Annotated in this window: 35 protein-coding genes; 5 read left to right on the top strand and 30 right to left on the bottom strand. The window is 56.4% G+C overall.

Annotated elements, in window-relative coordinates:
• Positions 1-15: 15 nt before the first annotated feature.
• From OYT1_RS07945 to OYT1_RS07920, 6 genes are all read right to left on the bottom strand, one after another.
• On the bottom strand, positions 16-2,709 hold the full coding sequence (locus tag OYT1_RS07945; protein ID WP_062627566.1) for a toprim domain-containing protein: 2,694 nt from the start codon (positions 2,707-2,709) through the stop codon (positions 16-18).
• A gap of 134 nt (positions 2,710-2,843) precedes the next feature.
• Entirely contained in the window at positions 2,844-3,119 is a 276-nt protein-coding gene (locus tag OYT1_RS07940) for an ogr/Delta-like zinc finger family protein (RefSeq protein ID WP_084612074.1), read from the bottom strand.
• A gap of 117 nt (positions 3,120-3,236) precedes the next feature.
• Positions 3,237-3,689, bottom strand: coding sequence for a phage regulatory CII family protein (locus tag OYT1_RS07935; protein WP_062627565.1), 453 nt, complete (start codon positions 3,687-3,689; stop codon positions 3,237-3,239).
• A gap of 46 nt (positions 3,690-3,735) precedes the next feature.
• Positions 3,736-4,299, bottom strand: coding sequence for a phage antirepressor N-terminal domain-containing protein (locus tag OYT1_RS07930; protein WP_062627564.1), 564 nt, complete (start codon positions 4,297-4,299; stop codon positions 3,736-3,738).
• Between the two features lie 9 nt (positions 4,300-4,308).
• Complete coding sequence (locus OYT1_RS07925; protein WP_062627563.1) at positions 4,309-4,620, bottom strand: hypothetical protein; 312 nt, start codon at positions 4,618-4,620, stop codon at positions 4,309-4,311.
• Positions 4,613-4,834: a hypothetical protein gene (locus OYT1_RS07920; protein WP_062627562.1), complete on the bottom strand. Its 222-nt coding sequence runs from the start codon at positions 4,832-4,834 to the stop codon at positions 4,613-4,615. Before OYT1_RS07920 ends, OYT1_RS07925 begins: the two co-directional genes overlap by 8 nt.
• 77 nt (positions 4,835-4,911) lie before the next feature.
• Here OYT1_RS07920 and OYT1_RS07915 point away from each other — a divergent pair, with 77 nt between their 5' ends.
• From OYT1_RS07915 to OYT1_RS13565, 5 genes are read left to right on the top strand one after another with little or no spacing between them, the layout of a single operon-like run.
• Positions 4,912-5,253, top strand: coding sequence for a helix-turn-helix domain-containing protein (locus OYT1_RS07915; RefSeq protein ID WP_197714072.1), 342 nt, complete (start codon positions 4,912-4,914; stop codon positions 5,251-5,253).
• 12 nt (positions 5,254-5,265) lie between these two features.
• A complete protein-coding gene (locus tag OYT1_RS07910) occupies positions 5,266-5,685 on the top strand; it encodes a hypothetical protein (RefSeq protein ID WP_062627560.1) in 420 nt (139 codons plus the stop codon).
• 2 nt (positions 5,686-5,687) lie between these two features.
• Positions 5,688-6,608 (top strand): BRCT domain-containing protein, encoded by a 921-nt coding sequence (locus OYT1_RS07905; RefSeq protein ID WP_062627559.1) that lies wholly within the window; start codon positions 5,688-5,690, stop codon positions 6,606-6,608.
• A gap of 7 nt (positions 6,609-6,615) precedes the next feature.
• A complete protein-coding gene (locus OYT1_RS07900) occupies positions 6,616-7,371 on the top strand; it encodes a hypothetical protein (protein WP_062627558.1) in 756 nt (251 codons plus the stop codon).
• Entirely contained in the window at positions 7,355-7,750 is a 396-nt protein-coding gene (locus tag OYT1_RS13565; protein WP_145983688.1) for a hypothetical protein, read from the top strand. The genes OYT1_RS07900 and OYT1_RS13565 overlap by 17 nt, the downstream gene beginning before the upstream one ends.
• A gap of 257 nt (positions 7,751-8,007) precedes the next feature.
• On the opposite strand, the gene OYT1_RS07895 is transcribed toward OYT1_RS13565, so the two are convergent.
• The 24 genes from OYT1_RS07895 to OYT1_RS07775 form a co-directional block, all read right to left on the bottom strand.
• Positions 8,008-9,351, bottom strand: coding sequence for a contractile injection system protein, VgrG/Pvc8 family (locus OYT1_RS07895; RefSeq protein WP_062627557.1), 1,344 nt, complete (start codon positions 9,349-9,351; stop codon positions 8,008-8,010).
• Positions 9,348-9,785: a phage tail protein gene (locus tag OYT1_RS07890; protein WP_062627556.1), complete on the bottom strand. Its 438-nt coding sequence runs from the start codon at positions 9,783-9,785 to the stop codon at positions 9,348-9,350. The genes OYT1_RS07895 and OYT1_RS07890 overlap by 4 nt, the downstream gene beginning before the upstream one ends.
• 7 nt (positions 9,786-9,792) lie before the next feature.
• Positions 9,793-12,522, bottom strand: coding sequence for a phage tail tape measure protein (locus tag OYT1_RS07885; protein ID WP_062627555.1), 2,730 nt, complete (start codon positions 12,520-12,522; stop codon positions 9,793-9,795).
• Positions 12,515-12,634: a GpE family phage tail protein gene (locus OYT1_RS07880; RefSeq protein WP_062627554.1), complete on the bottom strand. Its 120-nt coding sequence runs from the start codon at positions 12,632-12,634 to the stop codon at positions 12,515-12,517. The genes OYT1_RS07885 and OYT1_RS07880 overlap by 8 nt, the downstream gene beginning before the upstream one ends.
• A gap of 8 nt (positions 12,635-12,642) precedes the next feature.
• Entirely contained in the window at positions 12,643-12,930 is a 288-nt protein-coding gene (locus OYT1_RS07875) for a phage tail assembly protein (protein ID WP_062627553.1), read from the bottom strand.
• An 81-nt stretch (positions 12,931-13,011) separates the two neighbouring features.
• Positions 13,012-13,521, bottom strand: coding sequence for a phage major tail tube protein (locus OYT1_RS07870; protein WP_062627552.1), 510 nt, complete (start codon positions 13,519-13,521; stop codon positions 13,012-13,014).
• 12 nt (positions 13,522-13,533) lie between these two features.
• Positions 13,534-14,706, bottom strand: a complete 1,173-nt coding sequence (locus tag OYT1_RS07865; RefSeq protein WP_062627551.1) for a phage tail sheath protein — start codon at positions 14,704-14,706, stop codon at positions 13,534-13,536.
• A gap of 104 nt (positions 14,707-14,810) precedes the next feature.
• Entirely contained in the window at positions 14,811-15,182 is a 372-nt protein-coding gene (locus tag OYT1_RS07860) for a phage tail assembly chaperone (protein ID WP_084612072.1), read from the bottom strand.
• An 11-nt stretch (positions 15,183-15,193) separates the two neighbouring features.
• The gene (locus OYT1_RS07855) at positions 15,194-16,396 is read right to left on the bottom strand and encodes a hypothetical protein (RefSeq protein WP_062627550.1); all 1,203 of its coding nucleotides are present in this window, start codon (positions 16,394-16,396) and stop codon (positions 15,194-15,196) included.
• Between the two features lie 9 nt (positions 16,397-16,405).
• Positions 16,406-16,966, bottom strand: coding sequence for a phage tail protein I (locus OYT1_RS07850; RefSeq protein ID WP_062627549.1), 561 nt, complete (start codon positions 16,964-16,966; stop codon positions 16,406-16,408).
• A complete protein-coding gene (locus OYT1_RS07845; protein WP_062627548.1) occupies positions 16,963-17,862 on the bottom strand; it encodes a baseplate assembly protein in 900 nt (299 codons plus the stop codon). Before OYT1_RS07845 ends, OYT1_RS07850 begins: the two co-directional genes overlap by 4 nt.
• The gene (locus OYT1_RS07840; protein WP_062627547.1) at positions 17,859-18,221 is read right to left on the bottom strand and encodes a GPW/gp25 family protein; all 363 of its coding nucleotides are present in this window, start codon (positions 18,219-18,221) and stop codon (positions 17,859-17,861) included. Before OYT1_RS07840 ends, OYT1_RS07845 begins: the two co-directional genes overlap by 4 nt.
• Positions 18,218-18,751, bottom strand: coding sequence for a phage baseplate assembly protein V (locus OYT1_RS07835; RefSeq protein ID WP_062627546.1), 534 nt, complete (start codon positions 18,749-18,751; stop codon positions 18,218-18,220). Before OYT1_RS07835 ends, OYT1_RS07840 begins: the two co-directional genes overlap by 4 nt.
• A 68-nt stretch (positions 18,752-18,819) precedes the next feature.
• A complete protein-coding gene (locus OYT1_RS07830) occupies positions 18,820-19,278 on the bottom strand; it encodes a phage virion morphogenesis protein (RefSeq protein WP_062627545.1) in 459 nt (152 codons plus the stop codon).
• On the bottom strand, positions 19,275-19,739 hold the full coding sequence (locus tag OYT1_RS07825) for a phage tail protein (protein ID WP_084612070.1): 465 nt from the start codon (positions 19,737-19,739) through the stop codon (positions 19,275-19,277). Before OYT1_RS07825 ends, OYT1_RS07830 begins: the two co-directional genes overlap by 4 nt.
• 1 nt (position 19,740) lies before the next feature.
• Positions 19,741-20,304, bottom strand: coding sequence for a hypothetical protein (locus OYT1_RS07820; protein ID WP_062627544.1), 564 nt, complete (start codon positions 20,302-20,304; stop codon positions 19,741-19,743).
• Complete coding sequence (locus OYT1_RS07815; RefSeq protein WP_062627543.1) at positions 20,301-20,495, bottom strand: hypothetical protein; 195 nt, start codon at positions 20,493-20,495, stop codon at positions 20,301-20,303. The genes OYT1_RS07820 and OYT1_RS07815 overlap by 4 nt, the downstream gene beginning before the upstream one ends.
• Positions 20,492-21,292, bottom strand: a complete 801-nt coding sequence (locus OYT1_RS07810; protein ID WP_172588523.1) for an N-acetylmuramidase domain-containing protein — start codon at positions 21,290-21,292, stop codon at positions 20,492-20,494. Before OYT1_RS07810 ends, OYT1_RS07815 begins: the two co-directional genes overlap by 4 nt.
• The gene (locus OYT1_RS07805; RefSeq protein ID WP_062627542.1) at positions 21,289-21,537 is read right to left on the bottom strand and encodes a hypothetical protein; all 249 of its coding nucleotides are present in this window, start codon (positions 21,535-21,537) and stop codon (positions 21,289-21,291) included. Before OYT1_RS07805 ends, OYT1_RS07810 begins: the two co-directional genes overlap by 4 nt.
• Complete coding sequence (locus OYT1_RS07800; RefSeq protein WP_062627541.1) at positions 21,534-21,866, bottom strand: hypothetical protein; 333 nt, start codon at positions 21,864-21,866, stop codon at positions 21,534-21,536. Before OYT1_RS07800 ends, OYT1_RS07805 begins: the two co-directional genes overlap by 4 nt.
• Before the next feature lie 4 nt (positions 21,867-21,870).
• A complete protein-coding gene (locus OYT1_RS07795) occupies positions 21,871-22,077 on the bottom strand; it encodes a tail protein X (RefSeq protein ID WP_062627540.1) in 207 nt (68 codons plus the stop codon).
• Complete coding sequence (locus tag OYT1_RS07790) at positions 22,077-22,541, bottom strand: head completion/stabilization protein (RefSeq protein WP_062627539.1); 465 nt, start codon at positions 22,539-22,541, stop codon at positions 22,077-22,079. Before OYT1_RS07790 ends, OYT1_RS07795 begins: the two co-directional genes overlap by 1 nt.
• A gap of 223 nt (positions 22,542-22,764) precedes the next feature.
• Positions 22,765-23,079 (bottom strand): hypothetical protein, encoded by a 315-nt coding sequence (locus OYT1_RS07780; protein WP_062627537.1) that lies wholly within the window; start codon positions 23,077-23,079, stop codon positions 22,765-22,767.
• Positions 23,073-26,735 (bottom strand): LamG domain-containing protein, encoded by a 3,663-nt coding sequence (locus OYT1_RS07775; protein WP_062627536.1) that lies wholly within the window; start codon positions 26,733-26,735, stop codon positions 23,073-23,075. The genes OYT1_RS07780 and OYT1_RS07775 overlap by 7 nt, the downstream gene beginning before the upstream one ends.
• Positions 26,736-26,744 lie beyond the last annotated feature (9 nt).

Raw genomic sequence — 26,744 nt, 5'->3', positions numbered from 1 at the left:
CCTTTGGTGGGTGGTTCATTTCTTGGGGCTCGGGTTCTCAAAGACCCAGCACTTGACGGTGGCTGGCTTCTCATCACCGCCTTCGTTGCGTCGGCGTGCATTCCAGGCGGAATTGATGGCGCTGTTCACCGTCTTGATGCCGACGAACTTGTGCGTGCGGCTGGTCTTAAGCATCTTTTTCAGCTCGCCAAGCTCTGGTATTTGCTGACGAAAATCGGAGGCTACAGCGACGAAATGATTGAGGTTGATTGCGATTTGCAGCTCTTCTTTTCGAGCATGGTTTAGGCGCGGTGTTTCGTCGTTCCCATTGAGGAATTCGTAGGTCTCCCAGAATTCCTGGACAATACGGTGATCTTCTTCCAGCGCCTGCTGACGCTCAACGGCTATGTATTCGATGAATGAATGAGTTTCCTCAAGCTCGCGCTTCCCGATCGGTAGGATGCAGGCCAAGCAGTCGACAAATGCGCTGAGTTGCGAGTGATTCAGGATCACGCGGCCATTACGTACACCCTTGAGAGAGCGGATATGCTGGTAGTAATGCTTTTGGCGCTCGATGTAGGTTTCCATGATGCTCTTCTCTGCCATGGTCGCCTTGAGAACGAACCCAGAAACATCATCCATTGAGACATCGCGCAGTGCATCGGCCAGATCCTTGGTTTCATTCGTATGCGACGATTTGTCGAACTCGATATGGACGATGCGCTCCATCATTGCCGGAGACGCCTTCACCTCTGCGTTCTGACTGATAATCAGCGCGCCGTCGAACGTCGGCTCATAGGTTTCATTTCCGCTGTTCTTGATGCCACGGCTGTACACGCTTCGTCCATCGAATAATGGCTTGAGCTCATCCCAGTCGAATCCTCTCTGCTTGAAGCGATCTTCCTCGGTGCGGTCACCCTCCATCAGCACAATGGGAAGATTGGACACCTGCGAGAAGTTGCGCGCCCGCGCCGCGTTCGAAGATTTCACGGGGTCGAATCCCTCGTAGTCAGAGCGCCCGCACAGACTCCACAGGAACTCGATCAGCGTCGACTTTCCGGAACCCGGCTCGCCGACGCACTCCAGGAAAGGGAAAGACTTGTGCTTCTTGCGGATCTGTTTTGCGAATAGGCTTCCAAGCCAGAATGCCAATACTGCAATTCCCTTATAGCGATAGCACTGCCACAACAGTTCTATCCAGTCTCGAGATAATTGATTCAGATCCGAGTTGATATTCAATTCCACCGCTCTTGCCTTGAGCTTGATAGACATCTTCCCTATCTCGAAGTACTCCTCTTCATTTAGCGTGTATAACTTCCCGTTCTTAACGGCTAGATCACCAAATACATAGCACTGCGTGGTGCTGCTGTATCCGACTGAGTCGAGCACCTCAACCACCTTGATGCCTTCCGTCCAGCGCTTCATCATGAAGTCGTGCTGAGTTGCGTTCGCCGTGTAGTACGCACCTGGCGCGCAGAAAATATTGGATTTGAACTCAACCGACTTTGATGCCTGCTGTGGAGTGAGCGCTTTCTTGACCGATTCCCCGCTGTGTGGGAAGTCAACTCTGAAGAAGTACCACTGCTCATCTGTTAGCTTATTTTCCTGAAAGTACAGTGCAGTCGGCAGGAAGTTCGCGATCTCACGCAGGGTGTGCGACTCCATCATTGCGCGCTCGCGCCGCTCGTCGTCTGTCAGATCTTTGAACGAATCGACCAGTACTTCCATAGCCTTGCCGTATTTTTCTAGGTTTACCTCAAACCAGTACAACCTGCTCTCGAAGCCGAAATAAATTGTGTTCCAGGCTGTTTTGTTGAACATCAGCAGGGCTTTTTCGTGAGCGCTTATGGCGGTGAGCAGGGAGCCACGATAGAGCGATTCCTCGATCATTTTGCTATCGAGCTTATTGCGCTGGTGTAGCTCGTTCCAATCAAGCTTCAGCTTGCCGGTTGGCGGCTGGGCGGCAACGGATTCCCAGCCATCTTCGCGGCTGCGGCTGACGAATTTGCGGGTGTAGTCTTCACCGGCCTTGCCGGTATCCATCGCCCACACGAGTTTGGGTAGCTTGCGTCCGAGCGCCTGTCTCGCTTGAGCCAGTGCGAGCAGTGACTTTGCTGGGTAGTTGTTGCAGGTCAGCGCGCTCACGCTGGTGATGCCGTGGTGGAGCAGGGCGATGCAGTCGAAGATGCCTTCGACGATCCATAGCTCGGTGACATCGTCGGCTTCCAGATCGAGGCCGGGGGCTGACCACCAGCATCCCTTGTAGTCGCCACGGAAGGTGGCCTTGCGTTTGCCGAAGCGCTCGGGCTTGTCGATGATGCGTTCCCAGTAGCCGATGCCGGGCAGTGGAAAGCGCACGGTGGCCGACCCCAGCTTCAGCTCGGGGCTGTAGTAGCTCTCCTGCGTGTACCAGCCGCTGACCTTAGCCAAATCGAATCCGCGCCCATCGCGCATATAGGCATCGGCGGCGGCATGTGGCTCTTCGGTGGTTACCGGATGGCGCTCGCTCCAGTTGGTGAAAATCTCAGGGTAGAGCTCTTTAACGTGATACTCGGCACCGCACTTGTTCAACCGACCGCAGCGGATCACCCACGGCTCGTCAGCGCTGGTGTACATCTCGCGCTTATGGCATGAGGGGCACTCGCCTTTGCGGAGGTATTCGCCATCGGGCTTGAATCCGTAGTCGTTTTCAAGCCTGTGGGTGATGTCGTTGAGCAGCCTTGGGTTCATGGTTTTGTGTTTTTTGGCAAAAAAAATCCCAGCACACCGATTTATGGTGTGACTTGCAGGGTGTATTTGGTTAAGCGCCCCCGATCAGGGGGGAGGGTGAGTGGATAACTCGATGTGGATCTGCATCATGGCTCCTAACCGTTATTCAGCAGATCTAGCTGCCCATCATGGTTGAGCGGATATTTGCGAGGACTGAGTGGCACGAAGACCCGTGGATTCGGGTTCATGCTGCTTTGCAGCACGCGCAGGTGGCTCTGAATCACCACGGCACAATATAGGCACTCAGGGTTCTCGCACTGCATGGTGATCTCGCGAGATAGCTCGGAAAGCTGGCGGCTAAGGCGAGTCTTTAATGGATTGCCACAGTGCGGGCAGGGGCTATAGGGGGCGTGGTACGTCTTCTTAGCCATGACAGGCCTCACCCAGAATAAAAAAGCGACCGACAGCCGAGTGCTGGCAGAGGAGAGAGAGTGGCGTGACGCATCGTGGGAAGCGATGCGCGCCGGTCGCAAAAAACAGTGAGGACTTCATGGGGCTGTCCTCAGCATGATAGGTGAGCGGTGGACGACGTCGGCGACGGCTTGCAGTGACTGGATCGCTTCGGCGATCTGAGCCTGGCACTCGGCACGTTCGGCCTCAGTGAGCTTGCCATCGGAGATCGCAGACATCACCGAGCGGGCGACATCACCATGCTCAACATCGGAATGCAGCACCGCATCGACGATGCCACGCGCACCGGGGAAGCGATTCGGCTGAACGGTGCAATCAAGCTCACGCGCTAGGCATTCGAGGATGCGGGTATCGTGAGTGAGTAGCATCATCGCCAATGCCTCACGCAGGTTGAGCTTGTGGGTGTCGGAGGTGGGGCAGACCTTGTTGCGTAATACCTGCTCACCCACGCCCATCTGCCGCGCCAGTGCCGGCAGGCCACCGTTGGCCTCATGCGCGGTGCCGTGTATCGCTAGATCCAGTGCGTCCATAGTTGTTCCCCTCAAATTCAAACGTAGTGACTTGATGTCTGGAAGGTTAGGATGGTTCTACCAGATCAGCCTGAAAGGGGATTCCGATGTGTTTAGCCAGTACACCTTGCATCGACTCAATGCTTTTCCGATCAACCAATGACGCGGTGCGGTGCTTCGCAGCGATTAGGCGGAGTGATGTGTTGATTCGAGCCAACTCAAGCTGGGCAGAACTGTGATTGTTCTTTTTGACGGCAATTCCAAGCTCTTCATAATCGTGCAGGGCATCGGCCCACTCGTTGAGCTTGGCTTCCAGATAGTTCGCGCCGGACTCATTTCCATTCGCCCGAACGCGCTCAGGGCTGATAGTCATCAAATAGGCCGCGACACGGGAGACAAGAATGCAAGTTTGCTCACGATTCTGCCCATCTGCGCCCCCCATAAGGGGGGTACAGATACCAAAATATTTAGAGAAAAATTGGTTGTGAGTCACCTTTACTCGCTGGTTTTCCCACTTCAAACCGAACAGATCGCTGATTGGTTTGAGGGGGGTGACATCCTCACCCGTGTCGTTCTTGGTCACCAGCAGCGACAGGCCGGCGTATTGAATGACTACACTCACTTTACTCATGTTGGTCTCCTAGATGATTTCAGGCTGGTGGCCGTGGTCAGCCCACGGGTTAAAAGCGGCATTAGCCATTTCTGCGCAATACACGATATAGCTGGCTGGGACGATGCAAGCATCAGCCAAAGCCAGTGCCTCCGCCCGGCGCGCATCCTCTGCCCCATCTGTCGAGAACGCTTCGATGAATTGCTTCTTGCGTGGGTAGCTTTCAAGATCAGCCAAGCTGATGAGCCTATTACAGAACAGAAGCCGGATTTCTTCGTCAGCTTGGTTCCCGTTGGTGAATATCGAAAGTGCATCTGCACTTTGAAAATATCTATCACTCATGGCTGTCTCCTGAATCGGTTGATGGAATGTCTGACTTCATTCCACGCAAAATGAACATGCGCGCCATGGAGGAGAAGGTGCGCTGCTCTAGCGCTGCTTGACGGATCAGCGCTTCACGTTCTTCTGGTTTCAGCGAGATCAAGATGCGCGCATTGCTTCCACCGTAGTTTGGTACGCGGCTGAGCGTGGCTGAGGAGGTGCGCTGTTTTTTCATGTTAGGATGTGAATCACAGTGAGAGTGTGGGCATTATGGTATTCGTTTGAATACCTGTCAATAGGAATTTATATCAATTGAATACCATTGGCGAACGACTGCGCCTAGAGCGCGAGAGAGTTGGAAAAAATCAAACTGAATTTGGTGCGATAGGTGGCGTGCTTAAGGGCGCGCAGATTAATTATGAGCAGGATAAACGACAACCAGATGCGGCTTACCTATCGGCCATTGCTGAATCAGGTGCTGATGTTCTGTACATACTCACAGGGGTTAGAAGCACTTCGGTCGTGTCGGATCTGAGTTACGACGAGCAAGCCTTGGTCGGCACCTATCGGATGATGGCGGAGGAAACGCGCGCTACCTATAAGACGATTGGGTCTGCGCTTGCTCAATCGCGCAGCGATGAAAAAGTAGGGTAAGGATTACCAAACATGAAATTTATAACCGTTTTACTTGTTGCTGTCGGTCAGTTCATCACCTTGTCAAGCGCTGTAGCATCACCCAGCATGGATAAACTTATCGAGAAGTTCGATGACCCAGATATTGAATTCCAGTATCTGATGTCGCCCAAGAATTACGGTGCCGCACCCTATGTCTGCGAGGGCGCGCGCTTTGCTATTTTGTCGCTAGGAGACGATGCTGGTGGGAGGATTTTTTTTTGCAAAAAGATGGCGGATAGAAATCGTCTAGCAAACTATTACCGAGAACTTGGAAAATCCAGCGCGCTATTCTTTTCATGGGTTTTCGTCAAAGGCAATGTGGTGCTTCAACTAAATGGCGACCTTAGCGAACAAAGGGCAAAAGATCTGGCATCCAGCATTCCTGATGCTCGGGATATTGAGTCTAAATAGTCATGGCATCAACCATCAGCAATAGCGGAACTGTATTGCTTTTAGCATCAGTCCTTTTAATACCGCCATTTGCATGGTGGGTAGTCAGTCAAAAAATTAGATACGGTGCGGGCAAGCATTGGGTTATCGCTCATGCTGCTGGATTTGTTTCTGGTCTTATAGCGATAATTTTTGCATTTGTCCCCGCTGCTATTTATGAAGCATCGCCAATTGTGGGTATCGGGGTATTAGTTGCCATCGGTTATTGGATGGTCAAGCTGTACCGATCAGTTTGCGATCTCCGAGTAAAGAGTGAACCGCCGCAAGAGCCGAGTACTCCCAATGAGAAAATCCCATCACCGCATAAACAAAAAGCAGACCTTGAGAGCGAGATCAATAGCCTCAGGCGAATAGCCAGCAGCAAGACACACTGCCTCGCCAATATCGAATTCGATTACCTCGATGGCAAAGGAAACCACAGCCACCGCAGGGTTGAAGTGCAGTCTATCGATGATGAATATTTCGAGGGCTTTTGCCATAAGGCGAAGGACGAGCGCACGTTTGTGATTGGGCGGGTGCGCGGGGACATACTGGATTGTGAAACGGGCGAGCTGCTATCGCCAAGGCAATGGGCTAGGGCCGCGAGAAAGAATCCACAAAACGGCGGCGTAGTGATTAACCGTGGGTGGAAGTCATCAGATGATGAGATCGAGGACAAGCCTGAGAGCATTGAGATTCTGTTTACAGGGTTTAGCAAGGAACGCCGCGCGGAGCTAGAGGAGCAGGCTGAACTGTTCGATATGGTTGTGCGAAAAAACGTCACAAAAAACCTGACTCATTTATGCGCAGGTACAAATGCTGGCCCCGCAAAAGTAGCTCAAGCGCAGGCGAATGGCGTGACGATCATTGATGAGAGTGAGTTTGTGAAGCTGCTGGGAAAGTAGGGAAGTAATGATACAAGCACAACCAAAAACTAACGATCTGTTGGAGCAGATGAATGCCATTCGTAAACGCGGGATGGTTGTTCCTCTTGATTTCAGCATGATGCGGATCAAGAGAGAGATCGAATCCATCAAACATGCGGATGAGGTTGATTACCATCAGTTGATGTCGGCGTTTTATGCGCTCACTGGCAAGCATGATGAGATGAATCGGTTTTGCCTGATTTGTATGAATAAATATCAGGATGAGGAGTCAATTTTATTTGCGGCTGCCTCGTATAGTACAGCGGGTTTTTATACTGAGGCCGTGCAGGCGTTATCTAGACTCGATTTCAAATGTCCAAGTTCGGTTGATAGTAAGTCTGAGTTAGCTGAGGGGCTATTTCAGGTTAAAATGTTCGAGATGTTTACCCATACTTTATCCGTGGCCAATGTATTAACAGAGCATATCAATAGAACATTTGCTGTTTTTCATACGGCAGGTGAGATTTTATCCAGAAGAAATATCTCCCAAGCATCTGTTGATGCCATGCTTGATTTGGCTTGGAAAGTGATGCGTGATCATCATATTCTGGTAGTTAGGAACACCTCTGTTTTGCCTGCTGAATCCGATGATACATTGACGATCATGATCCCTATTGCGCTACCCGCAGCGACCGTGGCAAAGATGGATTGGGAATATACCGAGCGCTTGTTTGCTGAGTTGCCAGATGCTCCTACACAGAGCGTATTTATCGGATTTATGACCAATGATCCAGCCCACTGATTTTCTTAATGCGGCTGATTCGATTCGGCAACAAGGTAGCACTGAGATGGACTTCAGGACTGGGGTGAATCGCGCTTATTACGCGGCCTATCACGCTGCGCTTGATGCTGTGACGAGGTTGGGATTACCTGCTGCCAGAGAGGGAATTAAGGGAAGCCATGAGCAGGTTTACTCTCGTCTCATCGATTGCACACAAAGTTTCGCCGGAACACCTGATCGTATGCGCAAGGCGCAGTCCATTGGCTATGTTGCTAGAAAAGTGCTCAAGCCGAATCGTGTGCATGCCGACTACAACTTGAATGATCCAGTGGAAAAAACCGTGCTGGAAGATACCTACGCGAAGGCTGCGCTGATTGTAGGTAACGCCAAAGCGTTGTAAGCATCATGATAACTATCACACTCATTTCGCTTATTGCTGCTGTAGTTGTAGTGGTGGCGTATTTCAGATACCGGGAGAAAAAGATCGCGCTGGATCAAAGGTTGGCGATGTCAGTCCAGGAAACGGAAAGATTGAAAGTTCTGGTAGGACACTTCAGCCGATAAACAGTACAAATTCAAAGCAGCCCGCCATCGTTATGATGCGCGGGCTTTTTTGTGACTTTTGCACAGAGTTACCACGCGATTCTGTGGATAACATCAAGCGACCAGCTCGGTCGCTTTGATCTCTAGTTCGAGGGCGGTGGTTAGCCCGCTGTTGCTGAGGTTGTGGGTGGCCTTGATGACGATCCAGTCGGTATTGTCGATCTGGGGTTTGTAGCCCTGCACGGTGGCGGGGGTCTCGGGGATGATCTCCGGGCGACCGAGCGCTAGGGTGATGTTGAACGATGCCATGCCGCGCTTGAGTTTGCTCCAGTTGGCGCGGGCAGCGCGTTTGGCTGACTTCTGCGATTCGTACACATGGCGCAGGGTCTTGAGGCTGTCTGCACTCGGTTCGATGGCGACGCTGGGCTCAGTTGTTTGGGTCTGTTCGGTCAGTTTGGCTTGGTCTTTTTGCGATAGTTTGAGCGCTTTGTTTTGGGCTTGCTCGACATCGGCTTTGCCATAGCTGACCGTACCGCTGGCCTTGAGGTGGCGGTCGTCATACTTGGCATGGACGCCGACGTAGCGGCTGCGCGTGGGCTCTTTAGCCGAGAGCGCAGTCCATTCCTTGCGGGCGGCGGTTAGGGCGCGATCACGGGTTTTATAGGTCGTGCTCAGGTTCTTCCATTCGCCCACGGGGACGGGTGGCGGCGCAGGTGGGCGCTTGCCGTTCTCAATGTCCTCTTCCTCTTGACTCCAGGTCACTTCTCCAGTGGTTCCGGTACCGTAATCGTGCCAGGTGGCGCGGACGTGGGTGTAGTTGCCGCGTTCGGCCAGGCTGAAGTGGTGACGGTCGCCCACCTTTCGCTCGATGTTGACGGCTGGTAGCGGCTTGCCGCTGGCGGTGACCCCGCCACCAGCCACGATGAAGAGCAGTGCGCCTTGCTTGACGGTAGCGACGGCATCGAACTGGTTGGCCAGACGGGTGAGCAGGTTGGCGGATGATTCGCTGGTCTGGTCTAGGTGCTCGATGAGCTGGCTGCTGAGTGACGCGCTGACCTTGGGCTTGAGGTCATTCTCGGCGGCGATGGTGGCGACGATCTCGCCGAGGGTCTTGCCGTGAAACGAGCGGGTTTGGGCGGTGGTGAGTCCGCTGCGCAGATCCGCGCTGCGGGCGCGTAGGGTGATCTGATCGGGTGTGCCTTCGTGGCTGACTTCGTCCACGGTGTAGCTGCCTTTATCCACCAGCCCGTCACCCTGCCAGCCGAGCTTGAGTGCGATGGAGGCACCCAGCGGTGGGATGGCGAGCTGGCCGTCGCTATCATCCAGCGTGATGTCGAGCTGGTCGGCTTCGAAGCCACGGTTATCGGTGAGCGTGAGCGATACCAGCCGACCTTGCAGCTTGCCGGTGATGTCCGTGCCATCGGCGCTCAGGGTGTAGGCCGGTGCTGGATGCTTCATGGCTGGAAGATGAACGATTTAAGCGTTTCGGTGAGTGTGCCGAGACGGTGTAGGTCGTCATCACCGACACGGATCAGCGAGAGGGTGAAGTCGTAGCGCCGCGCGGAACCGTCCGCAAAGAATAGCTCTTTATTGATCTCCAGCCCTTCGATGGCGTAGTAGCCATAGACCTGCCCCGTGCCCTCGATGAGCGGCCACGCTTCGCCTTGGTCAGCCATGTAGCGCATCATGTCGAGCGATAGACGGCCACCGGTCAGCTCAGGTAGGAGCACGCCGGAGAGGGTGATGGTCTCATCCTCGGGGCCGGTGTACTGATGCGCCGGCCGCATGCCGACCCGTGCCGTGGCTGGATGCCGCCAGCCCAGCTTTTGCTTGAACGATTGATAGGGCAGGGTTTCCATCTGAAACACGAAGAAGCCGAGGGCGAGCATCATGGCGGCATCACTCCGTGTCGCTCAGGCGGCTGCGGGTGCGGGCGGCCTGTTGGCGCTGGAGTTTTTCCAGTTCACGCGCCACCGCTTGTGCGAGCTGTTGCTCGTTCATGCCGGGGGTAGCATAGACCTGAATCACTGGTGCAAAGGTTTGCTGCACCGAGCTGCCCGATGCGGATGCGCTGAGCGGTGGGCGGGTATCCCACGTGATCGGCTGCGCGGCGGCTGCGCCACTGAGACCGATGCCTAAGCCTATTCCGGCGAGTTCCTTGGATACTTTAGCAACAGCACCGAGGGGGCCATCCTTCCCGCCCATGATGCCTTGCTCAAGGCCAAGCATGGTGAAGTTGCCCAGCTCAGCGAAGACACGGGATGGGGAGTGGATGCGGAGCTTATTTTTAAAGGCGCTGGGAAGTAAATCGGCAACACGCGATATGATTCCCTCGACCCACCCGAAGGCGCTTAGTATGCCGTTTCCAATACCGTGCATGATCGCCGCACCTATCTCCAAACACTTTGTTGGAATGGCAATTAAATTAGCCAGAATGTTGCCGATCACCATTCCGAAAGACTCCCCCATATTCCTCGCAGCGTTCTCTGTATCGCTAATGGGTTGAATTAGTTTTATTAGCCATCCGAATAGCACTGAAATAAGGTTAATCACGAAATTGAAGATCGGACGGACAAATACAAACAGCCCCTCCATTGAGGCGATAAATCCTTTGAATGCGGCCCACCATTGTTTTAATGCTGGGCCAACAGCACTTGAAAATCCATCCCAGAAACCAGCGAAAAATGCCTTGATCGGCTCCCAGTATTTATAAATAAGCAGTGCAGATGTAGCCAGTGCAGCAATTCCGGCTAGCAGCCAGCCTATTGGTGTAAACATGATGGCCGCGCCGAGAGTCCACACGGCTGAGCTGACCATTGGCAAAATCGTAAGAGCGATCCTTGAGAGCATTGCGGTCAGCCCAAATCCGTTGAGGCTCAGAACAGACATGGATAATTTAAGCAGAGCGAGCGGCCCCAGCACGGCGGCGGCGGCCAGAGTGAGCGCGCCCAAGACGGTGACGATGGTGGCGATGATCGCAGCACCTTTGATTAGATTCGCGGTCAGCGCTGGGTGTTCTTTGGTCCAGGCGCGCACACTACTCAGCACATCGGCGATGCTCTGCATGATGTCCACTAGCGCTGGCTTGAGTGACTCACCCAACGCGGAGCTGACGTTGAAAATGGTGCTCTTCAGCATTTCATAGCGGGCAGACAATGCCTGATTGCGCGAGTCGGCCTCGCGCTGCATGGAGCCTTTAGCCTGTGCTGCGTTGGTTAGCTCAAGCTGGCGGCGGTACTCGCCTAGATTGGCGGCCAGCTTGGCAGCATCGTCGCCGAACTCTTTGCCGAATAGTCGGGTGGTGGCTTCGAGTTGTTTGGCCTGCGGTAGCTTCTTGATTGCGTCCATCACTTTGAGAATCGTTCCGGTCGCATCCTTGCTCATGTCTTGCTGCACACCCTTGCCACTCATGCCGATCATGCCTAGGCCTTCTTGAAAGCGCTTGGGTTGCATGGTGGCGATCGAGAGGTTGGTCATGATCGCATTGGAGGCCGTTGCGGATACCTCGGACGTGGCGCCTAGGCTGAGGAAGGTGCTGGCCAGCGCGGCGGCATCTTTGTATTTCATGCCTACTGTGTCGGCAGTACCGGCGATTCGCTTCATGACATCGATGATGTCACCGCTCTTAGAGCGCGCATTGTCATCCAGCCAGTTGATGGTGTCGCCCAACTCGCTAATGCTCTTGATTGGAATCTTGTACAGTCCGGCGATCTTTCCAACATCTTCACCAATCTGATCGACGGGGAGATCGAATGCGGAGGCCATGATGGCGGTCGTTTCGGCGTAGGTGAGCAGGTTGTCCTTGCCCTGAATTCCAGCACGTGCACCGGCCTCGACGATGGCTGCAATCTCGGTGGTAGCGAGCGGGATGCGCTCGGACATGGCTTTGATCGCATCACCCATCTCGTAGTAGGTCTGGGTGTAGCGACCATTAGCATCTTTGGCACCGTCCACCTGACGCGCTACGCCCAGCATGGCATCTTCAAAGCTGGCGTAATCCTTCACGACTTTGACAATGGGAAGCCCCATCGCTACTCCCGCAGCGGAGGTTGTCGCGCCTGCTCCGGCGATCTTGTCGCGGAATTGGGTTGATTTCTCGTAGGCATACTTGGTGGCACGGATGCGATTCATCTTCTCGTTGAGTTGATCCAGTGCCTTCTTCTGCTTATCGACTTCTGCCGTGGATGAAGATAGTTGAGTCTTTAATTCTCGCTGATAGCTGGCGAGCTTATGGGTATCTGCACCTGAGGCAGACAGTTCACGGCGCAGCAACTCTTGCTTCTCGGTCAGCCGAGTGATATTGCCCTTGAGGTGGTTGGCTTCGGTGGTGGCCTCTTTGAAGGCTTGCTGCATTGCCTTCGTTGGGTATTGAGCAGCCTCCATCGCTTGCTTGATGGTGCGTATTCTTTCCTCTGCCTTGGTGAGTTCCTGCCGATGAATGGCAATGCCCTTGGCAGCAGAGCGGAATCCGTCGATGTTCTTCTGCTGGTCGTTCAGTTCTTTGAGCTTATCCTTGGCGGCTTTGAGTGCCTTGGCGGTCTCGTTGCTGCCGCCCTGAATAGCCTTCAGTGGCTTGAGTATCTTTTCAACCAGGCCGAGTTGAACGGTGAGTTGTAGGCGGTCAAGCATCGTCTCCTCCATTGCGCTGACGTGCTTGTTTGCGCCAGTCCATCAGTTCGCTTAGGCTCATCGGGTACATGTCGGCGGGTGTCCAGTGGAAGACGATGGCGAGGTCGGCCATCGCGCTCTCTACACGGGCTGGGATACCGTTTGCAGCACGGCTTTCGGCAGCAAAAAACCAGCCACCACGGATCCGCATTGCATCAGGTCGGCAGGGTCCATCTGGGCGACGTCGTGCTCGGTGAGTGCCGGGCTGGTGATGCGCGGCAGGACGCGTTGCAGGGCAGCCACATCCATCTGGAGTAGGTCGGTGAGGTTGAGGCCGCGCAGTTCGCCAGCGTTGGGTTTGCGCAAGTCGAGGGTGGTGATCGGGGTGTCGCCGCGTGCGATGGGTTGTTCTAGGATGATGGTTTTCATGTCAGTCTCCGGTGGTGATGGTTTCTACCCTTTCTCTAGCCCTCTCCCTGCACGGGAGAGGGGATGTTGAGGGTGGAGTAGTTACAGGCCGATGGCTTTGCGCTGGGCGGCGAGGATGTCCACGCCGTTGACGATCTCGACGAAGTTGATGAGGTCGATCTCGATCAGCACGGTGCCGTTGATGCTGAGCTTGTAGTAGCTCAGGCCAGACTTGACCTTGAGTTCGGTGTTGTCGCCGCCCTTGGCTTTGCCTGCATCGATCTCTTGATGACGTCCACGCACGACCACTTCAACAGCATCGACTGCGCCGGTGTCATCGCGTTGGTAGGCACCGTTGAATCGGAGCATCACGCCGTCCACTTTGGTGACACCGAACTGTTCGAACACCTGACGCATGAAGCCGCCGCAGGTCATTTCGGATTCCAGCTTCTCGATGCCTAGATCGACGGGCACGGGGCCATTCATGCCGCCGCCGCGCCAGTCCTCGAACTTGCGGGAGAGTTTCGGCAGGGCGAATTCGGCCACCTGACCCATGTAGCTGTTGCCAGCGTTGAAGACGTTGAAGTTTTTCAGTTTGTTGGGCAGTGCCATGATGCTCTCCTATCAAGCGCCGATGCGGGCGGCGAAGTCGGCCAAGTAACGGTCGGTGATGCGCTGGCGGAACATGAGGTTTTCCAGCGGCGGTACCGGGGTGTAGTCGTAGTCGATGTACAGCTTGCCCGCCTTGAGGGTGACTTGATCGTTGACCGATTCGTCGTACCAGGCGCTGCCGTCGATGATGTAGCCGAGCCCCTTGAGTTCGCGGAACTTGGCGTTGATGCCTTCGATGATGTCGCGGGCCAGCGAGGGATTCATCGGCAGATCGACTGCCCACAGGTGCGCTTCGGCGATGGTGTCGGCCAGCACTTGGGCGGTGCGGACGTAGTTCTCGAAGGCGAACAGCGGGTCGGTGGAGCAGGTGCGCGAGCCCCAGAAGCGGAAGCCTTCTTTGTGAATCAGGCAGGTGACGTTCGCCTCGTTGAGGTAGCCCGCGTCGGTCGCTGGATCTTGCAGATCCCAGAAGATGTCTTTGGTCAGGCCGGATACGCCGTTGACGGGGATGTTGGAGAGGGTTTTGTGCCAGCCGATGTCGTTGTCCAGCTTGGCACGTAGTCCACAGGCACGGGCGGTGGCATAGGTCGCAGCGGCGGCATTGAGTGTGGTATCCCAGGTGACGAAGTCAGGCCAGATCACCATCACTTCGCGCTGGCCAAAGTTGTTTTGGTAGGCGACGGCTTCTTCCTTGGTGGCGCAACCGTGAGCGGCGATGTAAGCGAAGGCGCGCAGCTTCTGGGCAATGCCGACCAGTTCGGTGGCCACGGCGAGGGTGTCGTGACCCGGTACCGCGAGGATGCGCGGCTTGACGCCGACCTTGGCCTGAGCACCGAGTAGCGCTTTCATGCCGGTGTACTGGCCATCGACGGTGGTGGTGCCGATGATGTTGCTGTTGGTCTCGGCTTCGTTCGCGCCTTCAGCCACGCGCACCACGACGGTGATGGCATTGGTTTGGTCAGCGATGGCATCGAGGGACTTGGCCAGCGTGCCCGCGACGCCCGCTTTGCCAATGGCAGTTTGCACATTGGTGAGCAGCACTGGGGTGTTGAGCGGGAAGGCGGTGGCATCCGCATCAGCGGCGGTGCAGACGAGGCCGATGATGGCCGTCGCTACGGTACGGATCGGGCGTGCGCCATCGTTGAGTTCAACGACTCGGGCACCGTGGTGGTAATCGGCTGGCATCTTGATTCTCCTGAGTGGGTGGCAGTGACGTTAGCTTGCCTGCGCGCGCGTGAGTTGGCTTGCGGTGCTTGCTGTGAGCGCGCTACTCACAGCAAGAGCATGATTTACAGCGTTGGATAGGTGACGTTTTGTGGGAATCCTGGCTGCGCAGGCACATCGCGGAGCGCCTGTCGGTAGGCGCGTAGAGCAGAGGTATCGCTACCGGCATCCTCGGCCTTTAGGATGGCAATGTCAGCTTCAGCCAGCAAGCGGTTGCGCTCCTGACGCACCACATGTGCTGGCCAGCCTGGAGGATATTGCTCGCCAATCACGTCGGCCAGATCTTCCTCAGATTGGATCCGCGTCGGCGGAATACCGCTATTCAGCCACTGCTTATACAATTCATCATCGGCAGGCACATATTTCGCCCGAGCAGACGAGTACAGCCTCGATTCGTCTCCACCCACAATCCAGTAATGATTTGATGCGTTGTACATTCGGTATCTCCTTAAACGTATTGACCGCCAGTAGCCACAGTGCCAGGAATTGATCCGGGGAACAGGTTTGCACCGCTGCCATTTGTATTTATTACCCCGTTCATCGTTGCGTAATACCTCTGTCCGGTCGTTCCAGCAACGCCAGCGCCGGTTGCAGACCATCCGGCAGCTAGTACCTCGCCTTGCCCGTTATGACTCGCTACGAAATAAGTGAATGCTCTTGCCGCAGCAATGGTCGCCGTGGCAGATGTCATCTGAATGGTTCCTCCGTATTGCGCAATGACATGGTATGTTGCATTCCCAGTGATGGCGTAAGCGATAGGTAGGGTGATATACCCACCTAGGGACGCCGTAATGTGCGCAACGGTACAAGCCCCGAAATCCATTGCGGAAGTGTAAATAACTCCAAAAGTGGTAGCTATGATTCCGTATGAATTAGCACCAGAAGTAGATACCTTAAATCCGCTAATGGTTAAGGTTGCACCATTTGTAGCCATGAAACAGCTGGTGGTTGTAGAAACAATTGAGCAACTAGCTGGTGTGGCCACGTTACCTGTGACGGATACACTCTGTGCTCCAAAAACCGGCCTAGTAGCGATAATTCCGGCGGCGTAGGTGCCGTTTGCCACGCTGATTATTGGCACAAACCCATTTGCATCAATATTGTTCGAAATCCAGTCATAGGCATGCTGCATAGTGGCCCACGGCGATCCAAAAGATCCATTTCCAGTCGCGTCGTTTCCAGTTGTCGCCACGTACCACGTGGTGTTGGCAGTGAGCCGTTTCCGAATTCCTCCAGACGATGTGATGGCTACATATTTCACTCCACCCGTATTTACTACCAGCAGTTGATCACCAGGTTCACAGGTATAGCTGATTCCACCAGGCAGATTGCAGTTCACAGCATGGTGAGTCAGTCTCCATGCTGCCGACGCTATCAGGCGCATCGCTTGGCCATCATTCATGGTGAAAGCAGACGTTTCTACGGTTCCAGTGACCTTTGCCATCGGGGCTACCACGGTGGATAGGTCTATCATGGCGGCCGAGGCTATGTCATTTGCTGATGACTCGATTTTATTTTTCAGCCAAATCGTGCGGTTTGCCAGCGCTTTTCCCTGTACGTTATCGATTCCGTCTGGACCGCCTTCGAGTAAGTCCGTGGTCTCCAACTGATAGACCGGATCCCATTGTGATACTTCGACTAAATTAGCCATTCTTTTCTCCTAAGCAATCAATCCGCGATGGTGTGTGCCATCACGATGGGCAATGCCATTGCGGCGAAGTCCGCCGATGTTTCCGTTGAGGCCGACGACATGGACGCACAGCCGCTTGGCATGCTGGATGCGGCGCAGTAGTTGTTCGGCGAGATCGAGGGTCATGCGCTGGTGCAGGACGATGCGCACCGTGGCCCACTGGCTCAATCCACCACGTCGGCGGAGTCCGTTTCTGTTCGCTGATCCGTCTCGGCGCACACAGTCAGCGCGCTCGATGATCTCGGCATCGGTATGTCCGTAGAAATCGAGCGTCTTGCGGATTGCCAGAACAGTGCCTTGGATGCGATGAAAGTCTAGCGAGGTGGCGATGGCTTCGCGCTTCATGGCTTCTGGCCACGTGTCATCCCATTCATCGACGCTCAGGGCGGCGGCGATCCAGGGCAGTAGCGCCAGTGGGCAGGTGGCGGCGTTCCAAAGGCTGGCATGGAGGATGGGCAGGCCGGTGATGCGATCACCCAGTTGGCTCAAGTTGCGTTCCAGCTTGCTGGCGTTATGGGCGAGCAGGTTCACAGTTTCACCCCGCCATAGGTGATGGTGATGCCGGTGCAGTAGGCTGCCTCGCCGACTCCACAGAGCACATCGGCGGCGGGCTGCGTGAGCACCACGTCAGAGATTCCGGCTACTTTGAGCGCGGCCTTGATGCCTGCCAGATAGACACCGTGGCGAATGCGATGGGTGGTGTCGGCATAGGCCTGCGCTTGTTGCTGAGCGGTGGCGAGCGCGAGCTCGATGCCGACGCCTTCGTAGCTGGTGAGGGTGGCCACGATGGTGTAGTCGAGGATGCTGGCTGGCTTGACGGTGACCTCTTCGCACAGGGGGCGCACGCTGGTGGTATTGAGCGCAGCCGTTACGGCATCGAGCACGGATTGTGCGGGTGCGCCATTGCCCGTCCTCGACAGGATATAGACATCGACCGAGCCGGGTATCGGTGAGACCGGATCGGCATGTTTGACTAGGCCTGAGGCGGACATCGCGTGGTACTCATAGGCACCGGATGGACCCGCCACCGAGTATCCGCTCGGGGCGAGGGTGCAGCGGTACCGGTAGTCGCTATCCGACTCCCAGACATCGGGTACCGGTGGGATAGCAGTCGGATCGCCGGGGGCTACGAGCAGGCGCTGAGTGCGGTGGTAGGTCGTGCCTAGGTGATCGAGATCGGCAGCGGTGGCGAAGGTGAGCATGAGCGCACGGGCGGATTCGTTGATGCGCTGGCGCAGCAGTAGCTCGCGGTAGGCCAGCACACGCAGTTGTTTGGTCAGCGGCTCAGATTCCAGCGCCAGCATGGCCGCGCATTCCGGTAGCAGCGCGATCAGGTCGGCCTTTTGCTGGGCGAAGAGGGTGTCGTAGTCCAGTGGCTCGATGATATTCGGCGCAGGCAGCAGTGACAGGTCGAGATCCACGCTCATCGCAGTCCTCCGATTGGGATGTTGAGTGAGAGCGCTTGACCTCTGGCGGCGCCTTCTCGGCGAGTGCCTTCGAGATCAATGGTCAATGCGCCGGGGGTGGAACCCAGCGTGATGGAGACCTTGCGGATGCTGAGGCGAGGTTCCCAGCGGCCAAGTGCCATGACGGTGGCACTCATCAGGCGTAACAGGTTGCCGCCGTGGCCGGGGTGATCGATCAGTTCGGGCAGAAGGGAGCCGTACTCGCGGTTCATCACACTGCTGCCGACCGAGGTGGTGAGGATGTCCTGAATGCTCTGGCGCAGATGCGCGAGTCCATCCAGACGGCGGCCATCCGTGCGACTCATGCCGGTGGCGATCATTGCGGTGCTCCTGTGGATCCGGCACCCGGCATCACGGCTCCGTGGGTGTGGTTGATCAGGCTGATACCGGAGGCGACCACGTCGCCATCACAGACGATGTTGCCGGTGTAGTGAGTCAGCGGGCAATCTACGGTGACCTGCGTGTCGGCCTGCACAGTGGCGGTCTGGATGCCGGTGGCACTCAGCGCGCCGGTGACGTGGTTGTATCGGATGACTGCGCCATCTGGGTAGGTAGTCTCATCTACGTCTGGGCTATGCGTGGCTGGTGCAATGGCGTTGGAATAAAGACCCAGCGGGATGACCACGCCCGCTTCGGCGGTGCCGGATGGGGAGAGGATGACGACCTGTTCGCCCACGGTGAGTGGTTCCCAGCGGCGGGTGGTGCCGGCGCGCTTCATCGACATCTGCATCCAGCCAGTGAGTGCGCCATCGACCAACACGCGGCAGCGCGGGCGAGGGGCGAGCGAAACCTCATCCACGGTGCCGATGCGGATGAGGTTTTTCAGTCGGCGGGCGAGTTCGGTATCCATGAGGGGATTTGAGCGTATCCCCGCGCGCGCGGGTAGCGGTTCTCGCTGTGAGCGCGCTACTTACAGCATCATCTGGCGAGATGAGCCAGCACTAGGTCGCCGACCAGCTCGACCTCTCGGTCGGCGATACCGAGCAGGCGGCGTTGTGGGTACTGGACTTCGAGGTTGCTGCGCCGGCGGTTGACCTTGTCGCGCAAGCCGTAGTGGTGGACGCGGGCGATGGCCTGTACGCGGCTGACGAAGCCGACCACGGCGCTGTCTGGGCTGGATTCCGCCTTGAGATTACGGGCAAGGCGCAGCTTGCTGAACATGGTGCGGCGCAGTGCGCCTTTCTGACCACGCAGGCGCTGCTGAGGTTTGCGCGGGGTGAATGGCGTGCCGTCTGGGTCGAGCTGGGCAGCGATGCGCTTGGCCTGCACCTCGCGCAGGCGCTTGGCGATCTCGCGGGCGAGTTGGCGGCGCTGGGTGGCGGTGAGGTTTTGGATCAGGCCGGACAGGGCTGCATCCAGTGGGGCGAGGTCGCTCATGCTGGGGCGACCAGCTCACCGTTGAGGTAGAGCTGCCACGGGTTGGGGCCGGTGAGGTTATCCAGCGGCGGTTCGTCCAGATGGGTGAGGGTCACCCTTCCATCGATGCCAAGCTCGACGCGGACACGCTCGGACAGGTCGAGCTCGATACGAATGTCGGAGGTGTCGTGGTTGAGAATCTCAGACTCGAATCTGATGCCGTCCTGCTTGGAGGGGTCGGCGAGTAGGTCGTACTGGTGTTCGCGCACCCAGACCAGCAGCGGCAACATGAGATGGTCGGCATCACCCGTGAAGTCGGTCAGCACTAGAGCAAGCTGGTAGCGATACTCGAAAGAGTTCGAGGATGCGAGGGTGCTGACCAGCGACCCCTTCTCGATGAAGACCAACAGCTTGTCTGGATCGCGCGCCAGCTGCGGGAGCTGGGCGGTGAGGAAGTCGCGCAGGAGTTTTGGTTTCAGCATGTCACCACCTATATTCTGCGCCCACGCCGACGAAGGCATCGGTGCGGGATGGGCCGGAGATCGACTGGTTGAGGTCGGCGACCAGACCGACATGCACGGCCTTGATGCTGATGATGCCTTGACGGGCATTGATCCGCACGGTCTGCTGGCCATTGCGCAGGCCGGCTTGGATGCCGATCGCACCGTGATCGTCCCAGGCTAACCAGGGCAGCGGGTCGGTACGCATAAAGGTATGGCTTTCGCCGGTCTGGCTATTCACCACGGTGGTGACGGTATGCGGGCCATCCCCATCTACCGTGCTGCTGGCGATGACGTGCTGGCGGTCATCGTTGACCACCTCAGCAGGGAGCGCGATCTTCTGCTTGAGCTTGGCTCCCCCCTGATAGACCTTGAGCGGCGCTTGGATCTGCACGGCTACTTGGGGGACGTTCTTCACTTCCTCTGACGCTGTGGCCAGTACGGTGGTGGGTGGTGCTGGCTGGCGCAGGTGCATCACCCAAGCGGTGACGAAGATGGCTAGTAGCGCGAGGCCGAGCCAGCGCCAATTCTCACGAAGCCAGCTCATGATAGTGCTCCCGAGTGATGTGTCAGTAGCGCCCAGATCAGGCGAATGAGGCTCGATGCGAAGATCATGGCTCCGACGATCAACAGAACGACGCCCTTGAATACACTACGACCCTCAGGATCGAGGCATAAAAAGAAACCTAGGGCAGCCATCAGCCCGCCGATGATGAGGAATAAGAGGGGGTAGTTCATGCGGCGGCTCCTTCGGTGGTGGCGTAACGGTCATAGGCACGGGCGAGCTTCACGTCGTAGAGGTTGTCCTTGTAGGCTGGGCCGTTGTAGAGGCGGGCGAAGTCGGCCCACTTGCGGGCACGCAGCGCCTTGAGCAGGGGTGGCTCGGACAGGATGAAGCGCACGAAGGCATCGAGATGGCCGGATTCGCTCAAACGCATGGCGGTGGTGAATTCGTCCAGAGTGGCGTACCCAAGCGCCTGCCAGTGGTAACCCATGATCTGGAACAGTCCCCACGAGCAGGATTCCAGTGCGCAGTCGCGGTCGATCTGGCTGGCTGCGGCCAGACGCATGTGTTCTGCGGAGCCTCCCATATAGCCGCCGCGCGCGGTGTGGATCAGATTTGGGAAGCGTCTGGAGATGGGTTCGACCTCTATGCCCTTGGCGGCCAAGCGCTGGTACATCACATGGCGCTCGAACAGGATGACCGGGCGGCCATCATCGAGGAATCCGTGGCCACGGCTCTCGACTTCATTCACCGCGCAGATGGAGGCGACGGGCACGGCGAGTCTGGCGGCGGCACGCTCAAGATCGAAGTGGCTGATAAATCCGGGATCCGCTTTGCCGGATAGCAGGGCGAGAGTCTTGGGGCCAGCGATGCCATCGACCACGATGCTCTTGCGGCGCTGGAAGTCCTTGACGGCTTCCTCGGTTGATTCGCCATACCAGCCATCGACGACCAGCGGGAAGCCGTAGCCCGTGCTCAGGAGTTGTTGCTGAAGGACGCGGACAGCGTCTCCGGTGTCGCCTTGTTTCATGATCCACTCCGTTTCATCCAGCGGTAAAAGGTGTGCTGCCACACGAAGAATGCCAGCGCGCTGGCCAGCACTAGGTGCATCCAGTCGATCTCATCGAGGTGAGTGAGTAGCAGCAGGCCGATGACACCGGTGAGAAAGTATTTGGTGATGCGCGAGATGCGTTGTGCGGCATCGAGCAGGGCGGCAGCGGCAAATGACTCAATCAGCAGGTAGGCTCCGATCACGAAGCCCAGCAGGGTATTCATTTGTTGATCCATGATTTCACCTTCTCGATGAGCCATTCGCGGCTGGGTTGATGACATGCAAAGAAGCCAAGAATGGCGGCGGCAGGGCGCTGCGGTAGCTCGCCGAGGAATACCAGGGCGAACGGGGTGAGGTAGCCTGAGCTGACTGTTCCGCCAATGATCCACGAGGCGGCGCGGCTCACGGTCATGGATTCTGAGATCGCTACGCCCATCCAGCTTCCGGCGAAGGCTGCGATGAGGACAGCGACATCGATGTCGAACACATAGGAGACGACCCCGGCAATGGCGGGGCCGATGGCGGTTTTTAATCCGATGCTTTCGTTGAGCATGATCCTAGTCCCAGAGGTTTAAATGAGTGTTGTTGGTATGGGTCTGCACTTGGTCGGGCAGGGTGACGGTGAGCCCCATGGGCAGGATGGGGCCATGGGCAGCCAGACCGGGGTTGAGTTCCAGCGCCTGTTCGGTGACGCCTGCGGTAGTACCCAAGTGCCGCCAGCACAGGGCATCGAGCGTGTCCCCTTGGAGTGCGATGACCTGCATCAGATCAGCTCCACCGTGCTGCGACCGATGCAGAGGATGTCGCTGATCGCCCAGCGAGCATCCCGGCGCAGATCATCAATCGTTGGATCCAGCACGTCGGCCTTCTTGTTGCCGGCAGCCGTGGTGTCTAAGTCGCGGTAGCGCTCAGTCAGCATGGCTTTGGCAAGACAGCCTACTGCGCGCTGGTAGCGGTGGACTAGAACGGAGGTGTCATCCACCTGTTTAGCGGGTACTTCGTCCAGCGTGCTGTATCCAGCGAGCATTTTGGCGCTACGCCAGGCTTCGAGTTCATCATTGACGGTGGCGATGGCTTCGATGGCCACGGTGCGTAGACGTGGATCGGTGACGGTGCCATCAATACGATGATCTGTACGGAGGGTGGCGAGCTCTATCTCTGGCCAGAAATCTCCGTTTGAGATCACCTGAGTATCAGCTGGAGTAGGTTGTTGTCCTGGAAAGATCATTTCGGCGCTCCTAACCAGCCAATTACCGCAATTAAAAAAATGATTGTCGCCACGTAATGCCACGTCCTGACACGCTCGTCGGAACCCATCAGAATCAATACCGACAAAATCACACCTGCGCAGAAGAACCCAAACAGCCAAATAATGTCGTTGTGCCACCACGCGCTACCTAGACCCCCGGCAACAAATGCCGAGAGTAGGCACAGGATGTAAGCCAAGCGGCTCACGGCGCAGCCACCGGATCAGGAGCCAGCACATCCACCACTGGCGCGGACACGGTCTGCTGCGCAGCCTCCAGCGCCCGTTGCTCGGCCAGTGCTACCACGTCGATGCGCGCCTGAGCAGCCTCTGCGCGGACGGCCTCAACGAATGCGTTGTACTCAGCGAATCGTGCCTGTGCATCAGCGTCGTTCGGGTAGGCCAGCGCCATGCGCAGTACCTTCATCTCCTGCGACTCGGAATACTTGGAGCGGATCGCGTCGATCACGCGCTGGCTGATGGCCACGTCATCGGGCAGGTCGTCGATCTTGATTACCATAGCTTGTTCTCCCTCACGCACATCACTTGCACCCAATCGTTGAGCGCAGCAGCAGCCACCAGATTCACCGTCCAGCAGAATCCGTCGAATGACAATATATAACTAGTAGTAGCTCTTAGACTTGTGCCGTTCTTCATCACCTCACCGATGGGCTTTATACCCATAGGCAACTTGAATGCGGTCTGACCTGCGGTAGCGGTGAAATCGACGGGCTGTGGCTTGAGTCCGAGGATGGCTGCTTGCTCGGCTGCGCGTTGTAGTTCGTCTCGCACTTGCTTGGCTGGCACCGACACCTTAGAGCCAGTTGCACCTGCTTGGATTAGTTGGTTGTCGTACACGGAGTAGGATTTGGCAGCGCCATTGGTCGTGGCTTCAGACTCGACTCGCACCAAATCCTTGAAGGTGCTGCGACCCCAAGAAGTACCGACATGCAGCAGGCCAGTCACCTCGTCGGCAGCCACGGCGGTGACACCACTGGATGTGCCATCAATCAGGCACTGAGCGCCGGGTTCAAACAGTTTGCGCTCCGTTTCGTAGCGGAACTGGCCTTGCTCAGTGCTGGCTGGAGTTGCCGAGGAGCGAAGCAGCGCCAGAGACCCTTGGAATGGGTTGGCATGAGTATAGTCAACACCAACGGTGAATGCTGCTGTGGTATTGGTGTAGTTGTTGGTATCTTCAATCGTAGTAGCCTGCTGAACGCCATTCACGCGCAGTTGCATCACGCCAGACACACGAGCCAGATTCATCAGCGTCCACTGGCCGACAGGTAGCGTGTAGCCGAAGGTGGTGTTGGTGAACGCTGCACCCGCCAACGAGCGGCCAAGCTGCACTACGCCATTGACTAGATTGAGAGCGAAGGCATTGCCAGAAAGAGCCGCTGGGCTGCGCGTAAGGATAGTGGCATTCTGACTCGCTACGCTAGGATTGACCCAGAATGACACGCAGAAATCACCCGTGCCGAAATCCAGGTTGGCTGAATATGGCTGCTCAAGATAGTTGGCTGAGTTAAATCCGCTCCACGCCATCAACTGACTGCCAGTGGCTACGGCGGATTTGGTCAGGCTGCCGACGATGTTTAGACCGTTGTTTTTTACCGAACGGTCTGCGGCAACTTCTTTGACGGAGATGTTGTCAATAGTGAATGTATCACCGATGCCACAACTTGCGCTAAATTGCAGGCATAGTACTGCGGTAGTAGCCACGAATTTCACAGTATATCCGCTACCTAAAGAGGTAAAGTTCACCGAACCATACTGCGATTGCGCCAACCCATTGGTGCTACCTAGATAGGCAGTTAATGCGCTAACACCTGCCGACTTAGCAATCGCATCAAAGGTGAGATTGTAAGTTTTACCTACTACTGTAGGGATGCTGTATTGAACCGCATACGGGTTTGTGCCCGTAGAGGTGACAACCAACTGCCCAGCTACCGACGCAATCGAGGATTGAAAAGGTGCAGCCCAACCCGTAGTGTCAACCGTAAACGTCCCATTCGTCACCAACTCAGGCGCACTCACCGTCTCAGCCACAGTATCCGCCAGCCAAGCGCCACGGGAGTCCCCTACCTGCCAGCCTGAGTTGTAGGCGTTGGTGATGGCGGCGACCATGCCTTTCCTCATATCTGCTTGGTTGCAGCGATAGGGCATTAGACCGTTGTTGCTACCTATAAACGATACACCGATACCATTCTTGGAAAACTTAGTTGCCTTCATAAAAGCATCCGCCCCAATCATCAGGGAGGGTGCTGCACCGCTGCTAACCGACCCCAGATTTGAAATGAATCTCTCATAGGAATACGGAGTTGAAACGTTCACTGTTCCAGCGCTAAACGGTGCATCCTTGAAAAACACTTGCCTACGAATGCTTGTGCTTGCGTCCATTTGGAAAACGAGTCTGGCGCCTACAAACAGCACATCTGTGACAGTTTGATACGCACTTCCAGCGCCAGCCACTTCGGTAATATTCACCACCGTCCCATCGTGCTTAATCACACTCACGCCACCCGCAGTGCCCACGGCAATCGTCGGTATCGGCAGACCTGTCGCCATGTCAGTCGGCGCGTCAGGAAGGACGGTCATGGCGACGGAGTTGACGGAAGCGTTGACTATTGCTGCAGACCAGTAGCCAGTTTTCGGAGTTGATGTGACTCCATTGCGATTAACTAGGCCAGATACGTAATAGCCAATCGTGTCGTTTCTATGCCCAACTGCGTAATCTGCAATAAAATTTAGATGCTGGTAGCCAACTGTGGAAGATTGACCTGTAACAACATTACCGTTCAGAGCCGCAACTGACGTAATCGTCGCTCCTCCCCAATAGATGGCTGCTGTGGCAGCAAACACCATCCACATCGGCACAGTCGGATCGGTCATGTCATAGATTACGACCTTGCTAGTCTCAGCCACGATAGCTACGACCTCTGGGAACTCTCGGCGGTTACCTCGGAAGGTTTCGATGACTGCTGGAGAAGCTGCGCCCAGCGTATAGAACTTGCCGTCCGTGGTATTGTGGAAATACGCCCCTGTCACCGCACCAGCCAATGCCCAAGCAGCGGCAGCGGTCGCAGCTTCACCAAGCCACTTACCGCTGATCGCCTCCTTGTACCAGCTCGTGTGCTGGCAGCGTTTGCGCCACTGTCCACCGTCCGAATCCTGTCGGGTGTCATAGACGATCTGCTGCACGATGGATGTGGAGGTGTGGAAGGTCTTGGAGATGGCAGGCAGCGTCTCGGCGGGCTGCATGGCCGATACCCAAGCGGCTAGGGCGGCATCCTTGGCAACAATGGCTTGGTCTCGGGCAGAGACAGATTCGGCGGCTTTGGTGGTGGCTGTGGCGGCATTACCTGCTACGGCCACGGCGGTGCCGTCAACCGACGCTTTGTCTAATCCGGTCTGCACGCGGTCGGCAGCGGTCGCAGCCTTATCCAATCCTGTCTGGGCGCGGTCGGCACCCGTGGCAACACGATCAGCAGATGTGGCCAGTGCGTCGGCAGCGGTCGCAGCCTTATCCAATCCAGTCTGAGTGCGGTCAGCACCTGTGGCAGCACGATCAGCAGATGTGGCCAGTGCGTCGGCAGCGGTCGCAGCCTTATCCAATCCAGTCTGAGTGCGGTCAGCACCTGTGGCAGCACGATCAGCAGATGTGGCCAGTGCGTCGGCAGCGGTCGCAGTCTTATCCAGTCCAGTCTGGGCGCGGTCGGCACCCGTGGCAGCACGATCAGCAGATGTGGCCAGCTCAGAGTTGTGGGCTTCTATTGCACTATTTGCTGCTGCTGCCGCTGAGATTCCAGACTGGCCAGCGGCTGCGATCGCTGCCTCGATGGCGAGTTGTCCATCTGGCTTGCCTGGATAGGTGGGCATTGACAGGCAGATAGCCAGATCACAGTCCGCGTTAGGGATGACTGCTGTGTAGCGGTGTTTTTTACCCTTATGGGTAATCTGGATGCTGTAGTTGCTGGATTGAGACCCGATCTGATTGGGGAACAGGTCGAGTACTGCCAGTCCGGTAGAGTCTGTCGTCTCAGTGACCTTAGTGCTGATGATGAGACCGTTGTAGATCTCGTCACGATTGAGCTGAGCAGTAATAGTGGCTCCGACCAGAGGGGCTCCAGCATGATCTGTCAGTACGATGGATGCTTTTACGGTCGGTGTGCTCATGGTTCACCT

Origin of the sequence: Ferriphaselus amnicola (genome assembly GCF_000974685.2) — a bacterium.
GTDB classification, from domain to species: Bacteria; Pseudomonadota; Gammaproteobacteria; order Burkholderiales; family Gallionellaceae; genus Ferriphaselus; species Ferriphaselus amnicola.
The sequence above is the reverse complement of the archived record's forward strand: the minus strand, read 5'-3'. Positions and strand labels throughout refer to the sequence as shown.

Bases quoted from the DNA above. Each gene is read 5' to 3' on its own strand.
- OYT1_RS07945 (WP_062627566.1), bottom strand. From the start codon at position 2,709: ATGAACCCAAGGCTGCTCAACGACATCACCCACAGGCTTGAAAACGAC.
- OYT1_RS07940 (WP_084612074.1), bottom strand. From the start codon at position 3,119: ATGGCTAAGAAGACGTACCACGCCCCCTATAGCCCCTGCCCGCACTGT.
- OYT1_RS07935 (WP_062627565.1), bottom strand. From the start codon at position 3,689: ATGGACGCACTGGATCTAGCGATACACGGCACCGCGCATGAGGCCAAC.
- OYT1_RS07930 (WP_062627564.1), bottom strand. From the start codon at position 4,299: ATGAGTAAAGTGAGTGTAGTCATTCAATACGCCGGCCTGTCGCTGCTG.
- OYT1_RS07925 (WP_062627563.1), bottom strand. From the start codon at position 4,620: ATGAGTGATAGATATTTTCAAAGTGCAGATGCACTTTCGATATTCACC.
- OYT1_RS07920 (WP_062627562.1), bottom strand. From the start codon at position 4,834: ATGAAAAAACAGCGCACCTCCTCAGCCACGCTCAGCCGCGTACCAAAC.
- OYT1_RS07910 (WP_062627560.1), top strand. From the start codon at position 5,266: ATGAAATTTATAACCGTTTTACTTGTTGCTGTCGGTCAGTTCATCACC.
- OYT1_RS07905 (WP_062627559.1), top strand. From the start codon at position 5,688: ATGGCATCAACCATCAGCAATAGCGGAACTGTATTGCTTTTAGCATCA.
- OYT1_RS07900 (WP_062627558.1), top strand. From the start codon at position 6,616: ATGATACAAGCACAACCAAAAACTAACGATCTGTTGGAGCAGATGAAT.
- OYT1_RS13565 (WP_145983688.1), top strand. From the start codon at position 7,355: ATGATCCAGCCCACTGATTTTCTTAATGCGGCTGATTCGATTCGGCAA.
- OYT1_RS07895 (WP_062627557.1), bottom strand. From the start codon at position 9,351: ATGAAGCATCCAGCACCGGCCTACACCCTGAGCGCCGATGGCACGGAC.
- OYT1_RS07890 (WP_062627556.1), bottom strand. From the start codon at position 9,785: ATGATGCTCGCCCTCGGCTTCTTCGTGTTTCAGATGGAAACCCTGCCC.
- OYT1_RS07885 (WP_062627555.1), bottom strand. From the start codon at position 12,522: ATGCTTGACCGCCTACAACTCACCGTTCAACTCGGCCTGGTTGAAAAG.
- OYT1_RS07880 (WP_062627554.1), bottom strand. From the start codon at position 12,634: ATGGCCGACCTCGCCATCGTCTTCCACTGGACACCCGCCGACATGTAC.
- OYT1_RS07875 (WP_062627553.1), bottom strand. From the start codon at position 12,930: ATGAAAACCATCATCCTAGAACAACCCATCGCACGCGGCGACACCCCG.
- OYT1_RS07870 (WP_062627552.1), bottom strand. From the start codon at position 13,521: ATGGCACTGCCCAACAAACTGAAAAACTTCAACGTCTTCAACGCTGGC.
- OYT1_RS07865 (WP_062627551.1), bottom strand. From the start codon at position 14,706: ATGCCAGCCGATTACCACCACGGTGCCCGAGTCGTTGAACTCAACGAT.
- OYT1_RS07860 (WP_084612072.1), bottom strand. From the start codon at position 15,182: ATGTACAACGCATCAAATCATTACTGGATTGTGGGTGGAGACGAATCG.
- OYT1_RS07855 (WP_062627550.1), bottom strand. From the start codon at position 16,396: ATGGCTAATTTAGTCGAAGTATCACAATGGGATCCGGTCTATCAGTTG.
- OYT1_RS07845 (WP_062627548.1), bottom strand. From the start codon at position 17,862: ATGAGCGTGGATCTCGACCTGTCACTGCTGCCTGCGCCGAATATCATC.
- OYT1_RS07840 (WP_062627547.1), bottom strand. From the start codon at position 18,221: ATGATCGCCACCGGCATGAGTCGCACGGATGGCCGCCGTCTGGATGGA.
- OYT1_RS07835 (WP_062627546.1), bottom strand. From the start codon at position 18,751: ATGGATACCGAACTCGCCCGCCGACTGAAAAACCTCATCCGCATCGGC.
- OYT1_RS07830 (WP_062627545.1), bottom strand. From the start codon at position 19,278: ATGAGCGACCTCGCCCCACTGGATGCAGCCCTGTCCGGCCTGATCCAA.
- OYT1_RS07825 (WP_084612070.1), bottom strand. From the start codon at position 19,739: ATGCTGAAACCAAAACTCCTGCGCGACTTCCTCACCGCCCAGCTCCCG.
- OYT1_RS07820 (WP_062627544.1), bottom strand. From the start codon at position 20,304: ATGAGCTGGCTTCGTGAGAATTGGCGCTGGCTCGGCCTCGCGCTACTA.
- OYT1_RS07815 (WP_062627543.1), bottom strand. From the start codon at position 20,495: ATGAACTACCCCCTCTTATTCCTCATCATCGGCGGGCTGATGGCTGCC.
- OYT1_RS07810 (WP_172588523.1), bottom strand. From the start codon at position 21,292: ATGAAACAAGGCGACACCGGAGACGCTGTCCGCGTCCTTCAGCAACAA.
- OYT1_RS07805 (WP_062627542.1), bottom strand. From the start codon at position 21,537: ATGAATACCCTGCTGGGCTTCGTGATCGGAGCCTACCTGCTGATTGAG.
- OYT1_RS07800 (WP_062627541.1), bottom strand. From the start codon at position 21,866: ATGCTCAACGAAAGCATCGGATTAAAAACCGCCATCGGCCCCGCCATT.
- OYT1_RS07795 (WP_062627540.1), bottom strand. From the start codon at position 22,077: ATGCAGGTCATCGCACTCCAAGGGGACACGCTCGATGCCCTGTGCTGG.
- OYT1_RS07790 (WP_062627539.1), bottom strand. From the start codon at position 22,541: ATGATCTTTCCAGGACAACAACCTACTCCAGCTGATACTCAGGTGATC.
- OYT1_RS07780 (WP_062627537.1), bottom strand. From the start codon at position 23,079: ATGGTAATCAAGATCGACGACCTGCCCGATGACGTGGCCATCAGCCAG.
- OYT1_RS07775 (WP_062627536.1), bottom strand. From the start codon at position 26,735: ATGAGCACACCGACCGTAAAAGCATCCATCGTACTGACAGATCATGCT.